The following is a 13,554-nucleotide window of genomic DNA, read 5'->3' as shown; positions in this document are numbered from 1 at the left end:
CATAAGTGCTTATCGCACCGAAATATAATGCATCACGCGGCGATTTGTTCAATGAACTGTGAGCTTCTCACTGCTGCGTTATCTGACGTGCCCGAGTGCAGCAGGTCTTCCATGTCCAGTACCAGCACTACCGAGCCATCGCCAGACAGCGTGGCACCGGCTACGCCGTGCGGATGAATATTCTGCAGCGGCTTGATCACCACGTCGTCACGACCCACAAAACTGTCGACTGCCAGAATGAAGGAGTGCTCGGCGGAAGTCATCAGCACGCCGAAGGACGGTACTTCAGTTTCTTGCCAGCCGAGCAATCGAGCCAGTGATTTGACCGGCAGGATTTCGTCGCGAACCACAATGGTGGCGCGGCCGGAGACTTCCTGTACTTGCTCGCTCTTGATCGGGATGATTTCCCGCACCATGGCCAGCGGAACGGCAAACGGCTGATCACAGACGCGTACCACCAGCACCGGCAGAATCGCCAGAGTCAACGGCAAGGTGATGGTAAAGCGTGAGCCTTCACCAACCACCGACTGGATGTCGATACGGCCGTTGAGTTTCTGGATATTGGTCTTGACCACATCCATGCCCACGCCGCGACCAGAGATGCTGGAAATCTGGTCTTTGGTGGAGAAGCCCGGCATGAAAATCAGCTGCAGACACTGTTTGTCGTCCAGGCTGTTGGCCGTTTCGGCATCGATCAGGCCTTTTTCCAGTGCTTTCTTGCGGATCACGTCCGGGCGCATGCCGCGACCGTTATCGGTGATCTCGATCTGGATATGGTCGCCGACCTGGACTGCGGACAATTCAACCGTGGCTTGCGCGGGCTTGCCGGCGGCGGTGCGCTCGGCCATTGTTTCGCAGCCATGATCGACCGCGTTGCGTACCAAGTGAACCAGCGGATCGTTCAAGTCTTCGAGCATGGTTTTATCTAGCTCGGTTTCTTCGCCGATCAGCACCAGATCCACTTCTTTGCCCAGTTGACGCGCCAGGTCACGCGCCAGGCGCGGGTATTTCTGGAACAAGCGGCCAATTGGCTGCATGCGGGTTTTCATGACCGCGTTTTGCAGGTCACCGACCAGCAAATCGAGCTGGCTGATGGCTTCGTCCAGCGCTTTGAGCGTCACGCTGTCCATCTTGCCCGCCATGATGTCGGTGCGCAGGGTGGTCAGCCGGTTTTTGGTCAGGCCGATTTCGCCGGACAAATTCAATACCTGATCCAGCCGCACTGTATCGATGCGGATGGTGGTTTCTTGCGAAGATTGCGACATCGGTTGCTGCATGGTTGCCGGGCCTTTGGCGGCGGCGGGCGCAGCACGAACTGCCGCAGCCGGGACAGCAGGCAGGTCGTCAATGACCACTTCCTGGTTGGCGTCGGCAACTTGCGGCGGGTTTTCAATATCGAGTAAGGCGTTGTAGAGCACGTCCCATGGCGGCTCGCCATTGGCGTCGGCAGCGGTACTGGCGGGCGCGACGGCAACTGGGGCAGGAGCCGCTGCGACAGGGGCTGGCGCGGCAATCACAGGTGCTGGTGGCACTTCGCCTTGCAGCACGGCATCCAGCGATGCCAGCAGGCCCGCATTGGCAGCCACAGGCATGCGGCCTTGCTGCATGACCACGAACATGTCTTGCACGGTGGCGGTGGCGGAGAGGATGGTGTCCATGATTTCGGGCGTCAGCGTCATCTCGCCATTGCGCAGCTTGTCGAACAGGTTTTCCGTGCGGTGGCACAAACTGACCATCGCATCGACATTCAAGAACCCGGCGCCACCCTTGATCGTATGAAAGCCGCGGAAAATGTCGTTCAGCAAGTGCTTGTCATCGGGCCGCTTTTCCAGCTCGACCAGCTTGCTGTCGACATCTGACAACAGCTCGGTGGATTCGGTGAGGAAATCCTGCAACAGGTCATCCATACCGGAGAATTCGCTCATTTCGGCCCCATTTGTTTCTGGTGAGTTCAAATACATTGCGGCTTGCGCCGCACACAAAATGCACCACCCGTAATTACCTTAGCCTGGTATCGGCTTTGGGTCAGGCGATCTTGCCATCGTTACCGATCACATGAGGGCGTTGGCCAGCGGTTTGGGCGAAACCAGTGCCATCATGCAATCTTTCCATTTCAATTTTCAGTCTGACTGACTGATCCGGCTCGTTAGAAGCCCAGACTTTCCAGCAGATCATCAACCTGTTCCTGGTTGGTGACCACATCCGTGCGACCTTCGCCGCCAATAACCGGACCAGCCAGCAGGCCATCTTCGCGGGCAACGCTGCTGCCTTGCTGTGGCGAAAAGGTAACCAGGAATTCCAGCAACTGGCTTTCCATTTCCTTGACCATGACCAGCACTTTCTTGATGACCTGACCGGTCAAATCCTGGAAGTCCTGCGCCATCATGATTTCCAGCATCTGGCTGCTGATTTTTTCCGAGTTCACGCCGGTCTGGCCCAGATGGGCACGGGTGGCATGAACCAGTTGCTTGAATTCTTCAACCGACAATTCATGGGCAAACAGCTGGTTCCAGCGGGCATTGAGCTGGCGTGCGCTGTTGGAGATTTCATCCTGCAGCGGCTTGGCATCGTCGAGTGCGTTCAGCGTGCGCTCGGCGGCTTGTTCGGTCATGGTGGCGATGTAGGACAAGCGATCGCGCGCATCCGGGATCTGATGCGCGGCTTTTTCCAGCGACTTGTCCAGGCCCAGTTCACGCAGGGTGTTATGCAGATGGCGAGTCAACTGGCCAATCTGGGTAAACATGGTGCGTGCCGGTTCTGCCATATCCGCAGGCAGGTTGGCGGCTACATCGCCAGCTGGCGCGCTGACGGCTGCGGCGGGTGCATCTGCATCCGCGGCGGTTTCTGCTGCACGATTGGCATTAACGATGCTGTCGAACAGTGCTTCCAGATCGGCCGAGTCTGAACTATTGAGGGCTTGATCGCTCACGGCGAGCCTCCTTTTTCCGGTGCATAAGTGCCGGTGGATTGGGTTGATCAGTTAGGCATGGTGACGAAAATTTTCTTGAGCTTTTCGTCTAGTGTGGCTGCCGTGAAGGGTTTGACAATGTACCCGGAGGCACCCGCCGAAGCGGCGGCAATGATGTTTTCCTTCTTGGCTTCCGCAGTCACCATGAGCACCGGCAGGTGCTTCAACTGCGCATTGGCACGAACTTGTTGCAACAGTTCCAGCCCGGTCATATTGGGCATGTTCCAGTCGGTCACGACAAAGTCGTAAGTCGAGTTTTGCAGTTTATGCAAGGCGATCTGCCCGTCTTCGGCTTCTTCCACATTGGAAAAACCCAATTCTTTGAGCAGGTTGCGCACAATCCGGCGCATGGTAGAAAAATCATCCACCACCAGAAAGCGCATATTGTTATCCGGCATGCTGTTTACTCCATCGGGGTTGGCGACGCGCTTTTTTCCAGCGCCAATCCAGTTTTTTCAATAAAACTCGCGGTAGACCAAACGTTCTTGTCCGGGCAAGCCAAGTGTCTGGTTTGCCGGCATTATTGCTGTGTTACCTGATATTGCGATCAGCTTTTGTCGACGATATACGGCAGCACCGTGTCCGCCAGCACCACCGGGTCAAACTTGGCCACGTAGGCATCTACGCCCACGCTTGCACCCATGGCACGGTTGGCATGAGAAGACAACGAAGAATGCATGACCACTGGAATGCCTTCAAAGCGGCGGTCCGATTTGATATGGCGGGTCAGTACATAACCATCCATTTCCGGCATTTCGGCGTCGACCAGAATCATCTTCAGCTTGACGCGCAACGGCTCGTTATCGTGCCCGGCGCGCTGTGCCAGATTCTGCAGTTTGTCCCACGCTTCCTTGCCGTTATTGGCCTGGTGATATTTGATGCCCAGCTTGTCGAGTACGCCGACGATTTCTTTGCGGGCGACGACAGAGTCATCGGCAAAGAACGTATAAGCGTCAGGGCTGACCGCAGCGGTAGGCAGATCCGGAATCTCCGGTTCGCCCAGCACGCCAGACAAAATCTGTTCCACGTCCAGAATCGACACCAGCTTGCCGTCCGGTAGTTCGGTCAGCGCGGTAATCAAGGCCTGATTGCCAGCCAGCATGGATTCAGGCGCACGCACTTTGTCCCAATCCACGCGAATGATGCGATCGACCTCATGCACCAGGAAGGCCTGCGTGTGCTTGGAGAACTCGGTCACAATCATCGTGGCATTGGCGGTATCCGCCGCGCCTTGGGTGGTGGCGACAAAACGCGACAGCGAGATCACTGGAATGATATTGCCGCGCAGCGAAATGACGCCTTCAACACCTGGCGGCATGTTCGGGGTGCGGGTGATCTTGGGTGTTTGCGAAACTTCACGGACCTTGAAGACGTTGATCCCGAAAACTTCGCGCGTGCCGAGCGAGAACAAGAGGATTTCCATCTTGTTAGAGCCCGCCAGGCGAGTGCGGGCATCTACGCTATCAAGCATATTGGCCTGTGCTTCGATCATATTCACTTGTGTTGTTCCTGTGCCCGGTTTCAGGCCACTTGCGCGTCAAGCAAGTAGTTGGCAATCGCTTGCGATAGCTTGTGGGGTTCAAACTTGGACACGTAGCCGTCAACGCCGACCGACTGGCCGAGTTTCTGGTTGGAGGTGCCAGACAACGACGAGTGCATCAAAACGGGAATACCGGCAAAACGGGCGTCAGTCTTGACCATGCGGGTGAGCATGTAGCCATCCATTTCCGGCATTTCCACATCGGTCAGGATCAATTGCAGATAATCGCGCACCGGTTTGCCCTGGATTTCCGCCGAACGGGCAATGCGCTGGAGTTCTTCCCAGGCGCGTCGGCCATTCAGCGCCGACTGGTGCCGCAAGCCCATGGCGTCCAGAGTCATTTCAATCTGGCGACGCGCCACCGCTGAATCATCGGCAAAGAACACGCGTTTTTGTGCGAACGTGTTATCGCGAATGACGGTTTCGGCATCAATGGATTGGTCGGTCTGCAGCGCTTCGGCCAGCACCTTTTCCACATCCAGCATCATGACCAGCTTGCCGCTTTCCAGTTCGGTAACGGCGGTGACGAGGCCGCTCATCTGATGAGTCAGCATGTCTGGCGGCACGCGCATGGTGCTCCAGTCCAGTCGCAAGATGGTATCGACGGCTTCCACCAGGAAACCCTGGGTATGGCCGTTGTACTCGGATACGATCATGATTTCGGGGCGATTGGCGGTAACAATGCCGGCATACTTGGCCAGATCGATCACCGGCACCAATACGCCGCGCAAGCTGACCATGCCTTCTACGTTGGGCGGGGTTTCCGGCGCATGCGTGATTTCAGGCGTGCGCATGACTTCGCGGACCTTGAAAACGTTGATGCCGAAATGTTCGCGACGACCGGATCGCTGGTCTTCGCCGAGCGTAAACAGCAGAATTTCCAGCTTGTTTGTCCCGGCCAGCTTGGTGCGCGCGTCGATGCTTTTGAATAAGTCAGACACAGTGGACTCCAGGATAAAACAATCCTGCCAATAAATGTAAGTTATGTCGCATTATGGTGTAAATCAATGCAGCATGCTGTGATAATAAGAGTGTAGCTGTTCTCCGTTATCGGTAAATGACTAAAAACCTTTAGGTTGCGAAAACGCATAACTAAAGTAGCCAATGCTTATGGCATTTATAATGGAAACGCCTGTATTCAACAAGGAGTGGCAGCAATGCCGGATGAAAGTGCCAGCATGAATCCACGCGATCTGGAAGAGGCTTTCTCATTATTTACTGCAGCGTCAAGGCAGTTGAGTGACGCTTATGCCGATTTGCAGCAGCAGGTTGAGTTTCTTACAACGCAACTTGAAATCGCCAACGGAAACCTGCGACGCGAACTGGAAGAGAAAGCTGCGTTATCTCGTAGATTAGCTCATCTTTTGGCTTGTCTACCCGCCGGTGTGGTTGAACTGGAAGCCGACGGCACCATCTTTGCATTAAATCCGGCCGCAACTGAATTGCTGGCCCCATTAACAGTGGGGGAAAACTGGCATCGCTTTTTAAGCGACAAGCTGCAATCCACGCCAGTGACCGATATCTGGGTTTATCCTCGGGCACAAGGCGCATTGCGCTTGAGCATGGTGGAAAGTGATATGCCGGAGGAAGACCGGCGGATTTTGCTGGTGCACGATCTGACCGCGAGCTGGGCGCTGGAACAGGCATTAACACAACACAAAAGGCTGGCTTCCATGGGTGAAATGGCGGCGGGTCTGGCTCACCAGCTGCGCACGCCACTGGCTACCGCACTGTTGTATGCCGGCCATCTGTCGCGGGCGGAACTGGCCGAGGCAGATCGAATCAAATTTGGTGAAAAAACCACGGCACGATTACGACATCTTGAAACACTGATTCAGAACATGCTGCGTTTTGTGCGTGGCCAGGATATGTCGCTGGAACCGGTAGGACTGGTGGCAACCGTCACTGAAGCGGCTCAGACCTTGCAGCCGCAGATGGACATTCGGCACCTGCGGCTTTCGCTAAAACTGCCAGAGGATGAAATCCTGATTCTGGCAAATCGCAAGGAATTGCTTGGCGTAATTCTCAATCTCCTCGACAATGCAATGCTCGCATCTGTTGATGACAGTGAGATTGGTTTGTCGCTGGAACGCGTAGGCGACAACGCATTCTTGCGGGTTAGCGATGCTGGTTGTGGCATGTCAGCGCAAGTCCAGGCACGATTGTTCGAGCCGTTCTTTACTACCCGCAAAGAGGGTACCGGTTTGGGTCTGGCTATCGTGCGTAACCTGATCACTCACTGGCATGGCGATGTGGAAGTACGCTCGGCGCCCGGTGAGGGAAGTGTGTTTACGCTGCGGTTGCCAGCTCGCCGCGACCCAACTAATGTTTAAGTACGATGTTTGATAAAAAATAGCCTAAGCTGCTTACAGTTTTTATATCATCGCGCTGTTGTGTAACTTGCAAAAGGTTGAATATCTCATGACACCCACTGTTCAAATCGAAGGGGATGCAGGTCGAGTCATCCTCTCGGGACAGTTTGATTTCAGTGCCCATCGCGAATTTCGCCAGGTCTGTGAATCCTTGATTGCCAATACGGAAATCAAGGAAGTACTGGTGGATTTCCAGAATGTGAATTATCTGGATAGCTCTGCGTTGGGTATGTTGTTGTTATTGAAAGAAAAAATCGGCGCTGCCAGTAAAACAATGGCGCTGGTTAATTGCCGCGACACCGTGAAACAGGTTCTGGAGATCGCGTGTTTTGGCAAAATTTTCACAATCCGCTAAGCCTGCGGTCAGTCTGATATGAAAATCCTCGTTGTCGATGACACCGAGGCGGTTCTTTTGCTGATTTCCCGTTTTATCGAAGCGCTTGGGCACAAAGTGGTGCAAGCCCGGGATGGCAAAGAGGCGCTCGAACTATGGCGCCAGCATCAACCTGATCTGGTGCTGATGGACATGATGATGCCGGTCATGTCCGGCCCCGAAGCTGCCGTGGCCATCAAGGCCGAGGCGGGTGAATCGTGGGTTCCCATCGTTTTTGTCACCGGGGTGGGTGAAGAAAACCGGCTGGCCGACGCCATCGAGCGCGGCGCTGACGATTACATCAGCAAACCTGTCAATTTCCGCGTACTGGAAGCCAAACTCAAGGCTTTCCATCGCACGCTGGAACTCAATCGCAAAGTTCGCGAACAATCTGCCCGTCTGGCTAGCTATTACGACGCCGCCGAAGAAGAAAAGCGGGTTGTGCGCCATCTGATGGATCAGATGGTCAATGCCGAACGCCTGTACGACCCCTTGCTCGATTACTGGTTGTCTCCGGCGGAAAGCCTTTCCGGCGATTTGATCGCCGCTGCGCGCACGCCGGGACAAGTGCTCTACGTATTGCTGGCCGACGGCATCGGTCATGGCCTGACTGCCGCGCTCAACGTGCTGCCGCTGACACAGCCGTTTTACAGCATGGCGGAAAAGGGCTACTCGCTGTCCGATATCCTGGTTGAAATGAACAACAAGGTGCGCCAGGTTTTGCCGGTGGGCCGCTTTGTTGCGACCGTGCTGATCGCCATTGATGAAGTGACCGGCTGCATCGAAGTCTGGAACGGCGGCATGCCCACGGTGCATATGCTGGACCGCGCGGGCAAGGTGGTGCACCAGTGGAAGTCCTCGCATTTGCCGTTGGGGATTGTGCCGACGCAAGACATGGAAACAACCACGTCGCGTTTTTTCTACAGTGCGCCGGGGACGGTACTGGCGTGTTCCGACGGCCTGACCGAAGCGCGGGCACCGGATGGCGAAGCCTTCAGCGAGCAGCGCTTGCTGCAATTGCTGCTGCAACATCCGGAAGGGGACCGTCTGGTGGCGTTGCAAGCCGCGTTGAATGCACACCTTAATGGCAGCCCGCATCATGACGATATCTCCATGGTGATGATGCGTTTTGGCGAGCGCATGCGCGAAGACCTGCCCCCGGCTGCGCTACAGACCGCTGAAACCCAGGCCACCATGGCGCTGGTCGGTAGCGGCGAGAGCATGTGGCATTACAGCCTCACCCTCGGCGCTGAAGAACTGCGGTACATCAACACGGTGCCTTTCATGATGTCTTTCGTGAACGAGATCAAAGCATTGCGACAGTTCCAGTCCGAAGTGTTTTTGATTCTGAGCGAGTTGTTTGTGAATGCGCTGGATCACGGTCTGCTCAATATGGACTCGCGCCTCAAGCGTGGTGAGCAGGGGATGGATCGTTACTTGCTGGAACGCGGATCGCGGCTGGCGGCACTCACGCAAGGTCATATCGGGATTGACCTGAATGGCTTGCGGATCAACGGCCGCGATGTGTTGCGTATCCGCATCAAGGATTCCGGCCCCGGTTTTGACTGGCCGCGCTTCAATTTGCCGAATGATGATCCGGCGCGCATGCATGGTCGCGGCCTCATGCTGGTGCGCTCAATGTGCGCGTCTATCCAGTTTACTGGCAGCGGCAACGAAGTCATCGTGCATTACCTGCCAGGATTGACAGCAGGCTAGCGCCAGAGCGCGCATCTTCTGGCCAGATGTCATTTAATTGCAGGGCCAGCCCTTCTTTCATTAATTCGATAATGATATAAAGCGGCTCGCGTAAAGCGGCCCGTGCATCTTTGGTCGCAATCACCCATCACCTTTCAGGAGCTTGGCATGCCGCGGTCAGATCAGGGAGAAAAGCCAGCTTTGGTCAATGTCCCCAGTCATTCCGCCGACATTGTGCTGCCCCGCAAGGTACGACTGCCGATTTCCTCGGCGCGAGTCATTGTGATCGGTGCTTCCACTGGCGGGACTGAGGCGCTCAAGGTGGTACTGGAAGGGCTGCCGCTGGACACGCCGCCCATATTGATTGCCCAGCATATGCCCGAAAGTTTTACCCAGTCGTTCTCGCAACGGCTGGACTCGATCTGCCGCATCCATGTCAAGCAGGCCGAAGACGGTGAGCGCCTGCAAATGGGCCATGCTTATATCGCGCCAGGACATTCGCACTTATTGTTGTCTGCCAGTGGCCCGGCCTGGACTTGTACCTTGTCGCAAGCGCCACCGGTAAACCGGCACCGTCCTTCGGTGGATGTGTTGTTTCGGTCTGCGGCCAATCTGGGTGGGGCCAATATAGTCGGGGTGATCCTCACCGGCATGGGGCGTGATGGAGCGTTGGGGATGAAAGAAATGCGGGATGCCGGCGCCAGCACCTTGGCGCAGGATGAAGCCAGTTGTGTGGTCTTTGGCATGCCCAAAGAAGCCATCATGGCGGGTGGCGTGCAAGAAGTTTTGCCGCTCAAGGATATTGCCGCGCGGATGCTGGCCCTGAGCCGCATGCCAGTGCGTAATTAATGAATTGAAGCAGCGCCTGGCCCGCAACAGCCAGGCAGCGTTTTGGGGAAACAATGGCATTGCCGGTTTTGATCGTCGAAGATGACGACGCGTTGCGAGAAGCGCTGGTGGATACGCTGGCGCTGGGCGGGCACGCCGTCATTACGGCGGCGGATGGCCAGGAGGCATTGAGTCTGCTGGAACGGCATCGTGTTGGGCTGGTGTTGTCTGACGTGCAGATGCAGCCCATGGATGGCGAGACGCTGTTGCTGGAGATCAAGCGCCGTTATGCCTGGGTACCGGTCATCCTGATGACCGCCTATGGTGTGGTCGAAAAAGCGGTCGCTGCCTTGCATGCGGGTGCGGCGCACTATCTGCCCAAACCATTTGAACCCGATGCCTTGTTACAGGAAGTGGCCCGCTATTTGTTGCCCGACGGCAGTGACGAGCATGTAATCGCCGAAGACCCGGCCATGCGCGCCTTGCTGGATGTGGCGCGACGGGTTGCGCAATCCGACGCTTCGGTATTGATTACCGGTGAATCGGGGACGGGTAAAGAAGTGCTAGCCCGGTTCATTCATCGTTCCAGCCCACGCGCCGCCAAGCCGTTTGTGGCAATCAACTGCGCGGCGATTCCCGAGCAGTTACTTGAATCCACGTTGTTCGGTCACGAGCGCGGTGCATTTACCGGGGCAGCTTTGCAGCACATTGGCAAATTTGAACAAGCCGATGGCGGCACCTTGCTGCTGGATGAAATCACCGAAATGCCGCTGTCACTGCAAGCCAAGCTGCTGCGGGTGCTGCAGGAGCGCGAGGTGGAGCGGGTAGGTGGCAGCAAGCCGCTCAAGGTTGATCTACGGGTGCTGGCAACCTCTAACCGTGATTTGCCCGAGGCAGTGGCCAATGGACATTTTCGCGAGGATCTCTACTACCGTCTGAATGTGTTCCCGCTGGAGTTGCCCGCATTGCGTGAGCGTCCGGATGATGTAGTGCCATTGGCCCGAGCCATGTTGTCGCGGCACGCAGCGCGCATGAACCGGCGCGCACCCGCATTGACGCCCGACGCGGTGACTCGCCTGACCCATCACAGTTGGGACGGCAATATCCGTGAACTGGACAACGTCATGCAGCGGGCGCTGATTCTGGCGCCGGGCGATGTGGTGGAACTTGCCCATCTGTATTTGCCGCAACGCCCCGGGATGGTGGCGGGCGGGACGGTTCCGATTGCCGAAAAAACGGTGACGCCAAGCGCGCCACCAGTTGTGCATACCGACTTGAAAGCGCTGGAAAAACAACACATTCTGGACGCATTGAAAGCGGTTGGTGGCGTACGCAAACTGGCGGCGGAACGGCTGGGAATGAGCGAACGCACGCTGCGCTATAAATTGCAGCAATATCGTGAGGAAGAAGGCGGGCTGCAGGAGTGATTCGGCACGCCGTCGGGCTACGATAAACGGTTCAGGATGTTGTCATGAATGTGCGGTCTGCATGATTCGCTTGCCGCACTGGTGTAGCGCCCCCTACAATCTGGGGATACTGCGTCTTTTTATGTCTTGTTGACATCCACATTTGATTCATTCGCGGGAAACGGACTTTTTCAAGCATGAATAGCGTGCAAGGCATCGATCAACTTCTGGGCGAACTTAAAGCCATGTCCTCGCTGGCAGCGGGGCAGCCTGCTGCGCCGGCCGCAACGGGCACTGGTGCGTCCGATTTTGCCGGCATGCTCAAATCCTCGATTGATCAAGTCAGCCAGGTACAAAACAGCGCTGAAGCACAACAAACCGCTTTTCAGTCTGGAGACCCGCAAACTGACCTGCAAGACGTGATGGTTTCGCTGCAAAAGGCGAGCCTGTCGTTTCAAACCATGGTGCAGGTGCGCAATAAACTGGTCAGCGCGTACCAGGAAATCATGAATCTCCAGGTCTGATGAGATCTGGCGACATAACCGGGCACTGACAAGTTTGTTATGGCGGAAGCGGACGTAGCAGTTGAGGGCGGGCGTGCACAGGGTAGTGCCCTGGACAATGCACGCAGGCGCTTTGTCGATCTCCCTGGTTCACGCAAGGCCATGTTTATGGTCGGACTGGCTGCGCTTATTGCGGTGCTGGTGGGCGTAGCGTTGTGGAGCCGTGAACCCGATTACCGCATCCTCTATACCAATATCCCCGATAAAGACGGCGGCGAAATTCTGCAGTCGCTGCAACAACTCAATATCCCGTACAAGCTTGAACAAAGCGGCACGATTTCGGTTCCGGCCAATCGTGTTTACGACGTGCGCCTGCAATTGGCGGCAAAGGGCCTGCCCAAATCCGGAGAAGTCGGTTTTGAATTGATGGACAACCAGAAATTCGGGGTGTCGCAATTCGCCGAACAGGTCAATTACCAGCGCGCGGTTGAAGGCGAGCTGGCTCGTTCCATTGAAACTATCCAGTCCGTTGATAAAGCGCGGGTGCATCTGGCCATGCCGCGCCAGACGGTATTTCTGCGCGATCAGCAAAAACCCACTGCATCAGTCATGCTGACGCTGCGCCCAGGGCGTACGCTCGATAGCGGGCAAGTGGCGGGCGTAGTGCATCTGGTGTCGTCCAGCGTGCCTGAACTCACCGTTGCCAACGTCAGCGTGGTGGATCAGGACGGCAATCTGCTGTCGCAAAACAGTTCGGCCAACCATGCCAATCTGGATGCGCGCCAGTTGGTGTATGTGCAGCAGATCGAAAAAGGCTATGTCGATCGGGTACAGGCCATTCTGGAGCCGCTGGTCGGCAAGGAAAACGTTCACGCCGAAGTGACCGCACAAGTGGACTTTGCCGAGGTCGAACAGACCTCCGAAACCTTCAAGCCCAACACCGCGTCGGATACTGCATCTATCCGCAGCCAGCAGACCAGCAGTCAGGAAGGTAAAAACGATACCGGTGACGCAGCTGGCGTGCCTGGTGCGTTATCCAACCAGCCTCCGGGCGCTGCAGCGGCCCCGATCACCGTAGCTACCGCGTCTGGTGCTGCGGCTGCCTCGCCAAGCGGTTCGACCAGCTCGCACAAGGAGTCGACTACCAATTACGAAGTCGACAAAACCGTGCAGCACGTGAAGCAACCCATTGGCACGGTCAAGCGCTTGTCGGCGGCGGTGGTCATCAATTACAAGCCCGTGCAGGATAAAGACGGCAAATCCAGCTGGGCGCCGTACTCGCCGCAGGAAATGGCGCAGATCAACAATCTGGTGCAAGAGTCCATTGGTTACAACAAAGATCGGGGCGACTCCATCAATGTGGTCAACGCGACCTTTGCCGGCGCGCCGTTGCCAGAAGCTGAGCAGTCGATGCAGGAACAGGCCGTTTCGTTTATCAAGGCCAATCTGGCAAACCTGATCAAGTTGGGTCTGATTGCACTGGTGGTGCTCTATCTGCTGATCTTTGTGGTGCGTCCGTTGATGCGCGATTTGTCCAAAGCGCGCGAGGAACCCAAGTCGATCGAACTTGATCTGGGCGATTCGACCGGTCTGACCGAAGAAGCCGCCAGCGCCCGTGACGAAGAAGAGCAAGATGCCATGGCACGACTGGCCGCGCAGGCCGATGTGCTCAGTCAGGCGCGTGAACTGGCCAAGAATGATCCACGCATGGTTGCGACCATTCTGCGTGAATGGATGTCCAAAGAAGAAGAGTCGGCCAATCCGAACAAGATCGGCTAGGCGTTTCTCGCTGGCAATGGCTTGAGGTCGAACGGCAATGCGTAATTCTGTTTGCTGCTAATTACCTCGGCAGATTCTGGTTTTCTGTTT

Annotated in this window: 12 protein-coding genes; 7 read left to right on the top strand and 5 right to left on the bottom strand. The window is 56.2% G+C overall.

The features are described 5' to 3' along the window. Window positions 1-32: 32 nt before the first annotated feature. From N7220_RS04815 to N7220_RS04795, 5 genes are all read right to left on the bottom strand, one after another. The gene (locus N7220_RS04815) at window positions 33-1,925 is read right to left on the bottom strand and encodes a chemotaxis protein CheA (protein WP_283150328.1); all 1,893 of its coding nucleotides are present in this window, start codon (window positions 1,923-1,925) and stop codon (window positions 33-35) included. Window positions 1,926-2,146: 221 nt separating this feature from the next. Further along, window positions 2,147-2,929 (bottom strand): protein phosphatase CheZ, encoded by a 783-nt coding sequence (cheZ, locus tag N7220_RS04810; protein ID WP_283150327.1) that lies wholly within the window; start codon window positions 2,927-2,929, stop codon window positions 2,147-2,149. Window positions 2,930-2,976: 47 nt separating this feature from the next. Then, window positions 2,977-3,366, bottom strand: coding sequence for a chemotaxis response regulator CheY (gene cheY / locus N7220_RS04805; RefSeq protein WP_283150326.1), 390 nt, complete (start codon window positions 3,364-3,366; stop codon window positions 2,977-2,979). 149 nt (window positions 3,367-3,515) lie between these two features. Continuing rightward, window positions 3,516-4,460 (bottom strand): chemotaxis protein, encoded by a 945-nt coding sequence (locus N7220_RS04800; protein ID WP_283151402.1) that lies wholly within the window; start codon window positions 4,458-4,460, stop codon window positions 3,516-3,518. Between the two features lie 29 nt (window positions 4,461-4,489). Continuing rightward, entirely contained in the window at window positions 4,490-5,449 is a 960-nt protein-coding gene (locus N7220_RS04795) for a chemotaxis protein (protein WP_283150325.1), read from the bottom strand. 216 nt (window positions 5,450-5,665) lie between these two features. Here N7220_RS04795 and N7220_RS04790 point away from each other — a divergent pair, with 216 nt between their 5' ends. The 7 genes from N7220_RS04790 to fliF all read left to right on the top strand — a co-directional run bounded on the left by N7220_RS04790 (window position 5,666) and on the right by fliF (window position 13,464). Further along, window positions 5,666-6,841 carry a sensor histidine kinase gene (locus tag N7220_RS04790; protein WP_283150324.1) on the top strand — a complete coding sequence of 392 codons (1,176 nt, stop codon included), beginning with the start codon at window positions 5,666-5,668 and terminating at the stop codon, window positions 6,839-6,841. A gap of 88 nt (window positions 6,842-6,929) precedes the next feature. Beyond that, window positions 6,930-7,235 (top strand): STAS domain-containing protein, encoded by a 306-nt coding sequence (locus tag N7220_RS04785; protein ID WP_283150323.1) that lies wholly within the window; start codon window positions 6,930-6,932, stop codon window positions 7,233-7,235. Between the two features lie 18 nt (window positions 7,236-7,253). Continuing rightward, window positions 7,254-8,969: a fused response regulator/phosphatase gene (locus N7220_RS04780; protein ID WP_283150322.1), complete on the top strand. Its 1,716-nt coding sequence runs from the start codon at window positions 7,254-7,256 to the stop codon at window positions 8,967-8,969. A 147-nt stretch (window positions 8,970-9,116) separates the two neighbouring features. After that, window positions 9,117-9,797 carry a chemotaxis protein CheB gene (locus tag N7220_RS04775; RefSeq protein WP_283150321.1) on the top strand — a complete coding sequence of 227 codons (681 nt, stop codon included), beginning with the start codon at window positions 9,117-9,119 and terminating at the stop codon, window positions 9,795-9,797. 53 nt (window positions 9,798-9,850) lie between these two features. Beyond that, window positions 9,851-11,203: a sigma-54-dependent transcriptional regulator gene (locus tag N7220_RS04770; protein ID WP_283150320.1), complete on the top strand. Its 1,353-nt coding sequence runs from the start codon at window positions 9,851-9,853 to the stop codon at window positions 11,201-11,203. A 176-nt stretch (window positions 11,204-11,379) separates the two neighbouring features. After that, window positions 11,380-11,706, top strand: coding sequence for a flagellar hook-basal body complex protein FliE (fliE, locus tag N7220_RS04765; RefSeq protein ID WP_283150319.1), 327 nt, complete (start codon window positions 11,380-11,382; stop codon window positions 11,704-11,706). A gap of 39 nt (window positions 11,707-11,745) precedes the next feature. Continuing rightward, on the top strand, window positions 11,746-13,464 hold the full coding sequence (fliF, locus tag N7220_RS04760; RefSeq protein ID WP_283150318.1) for a flagellar basal-body MS-ring/collar protein FliF: 1,719 nt from the start codon (window positions 11,746-11,748) through the stop codon (window positions 13,462-13,464). The last annotated feature ends 90 nt before the right edge of the window (window positions 13,465-13,554 follow it).

It is taken from the genome of Silvimonas soli, from assembly GCF_030035605.1.
In the GTDB taxonomy this organism is placed as follows: Bacteria; Pseudomonadota; Gammaproteobacteria; order Burkholderiales; family Chitinibacteraceae; genus Silvimonas; species Silvimonas soli.
Note: the sequence above shows the minus strand (reverse complement) of the source record. Positions and strands in the feature narration are given on the sequence as shown.

Bases quoted from the DNA above. Each gene is read 5' to 3' on its own strand.
- N7220_RS04815 (WP_283150328.1), bottom strand. From the start codon at position 1,925: ATGAGCGAATTCTCCGGTATGGATGACCTGTTGCAGGATTTCCTCACC.
- fliF (WP_283150318.1), top strand. From the start codon at position 11,746: ATGGCGGAAGCGGACGTAGCAGTTGAGGGCGGGCGTGCACAGGGTAGT.
- N7220_RS04800 (WP_283151402.1), bottom strand. From the start codon at position 4,460: ATGATCGAAGCACAGGCCAATATGCTTGATAGCGTAGATGCCCGCACT.
- N7220_RS04790 (WP_283150324.1), top strand. From the start codon at position 5,666: ATGCCGGATGAAAGTGCCAGCATGAATCCACGCGATCTGGAAGAGGCT.
- N7220_RS04785 (WP_283150323.1), top strand. From the start codon at position 6,930: ATGACACCCACTGTTCAAATCGAAGGGGATGCAGGTCGAGTCATCCTC.
- N7220_RS04770 (WP_283150320.1), top strand. From the start codon at position 9,851: ATGGCATTGCCGGTTTTGATCGTCGAAGATGACGACGCGTTGCGAGAA.
- cheY (WP_283150326.1), bottom strand. From the start codon at position 3,366: ATGCCGGATAACAATATGCGCTTTCTGGTGGTGGATGATTTTTCTACC.
- N7220_RS04780 (WP_283150322.1), top strand. From the start codon at position 7,254: ATGAAAATCCTCGTTGTCGATGACACCGAGGCGGTTCTTTTGCTGATT.
- fliE (WP_283150319.1), top strand. From the start codon at position 11,380: ATGAATAGCGTGCAAGGCATCGATCAACTTCTGGGCGAACTTAAAGCC.
- N7220_RS04775 (WP_283150321.1), top strand. From the start codon at position 9,117: ATGCCGCGGTCAGATCAGGGAGAAAAGCCAGCTTTGGTCAATGTCCCC.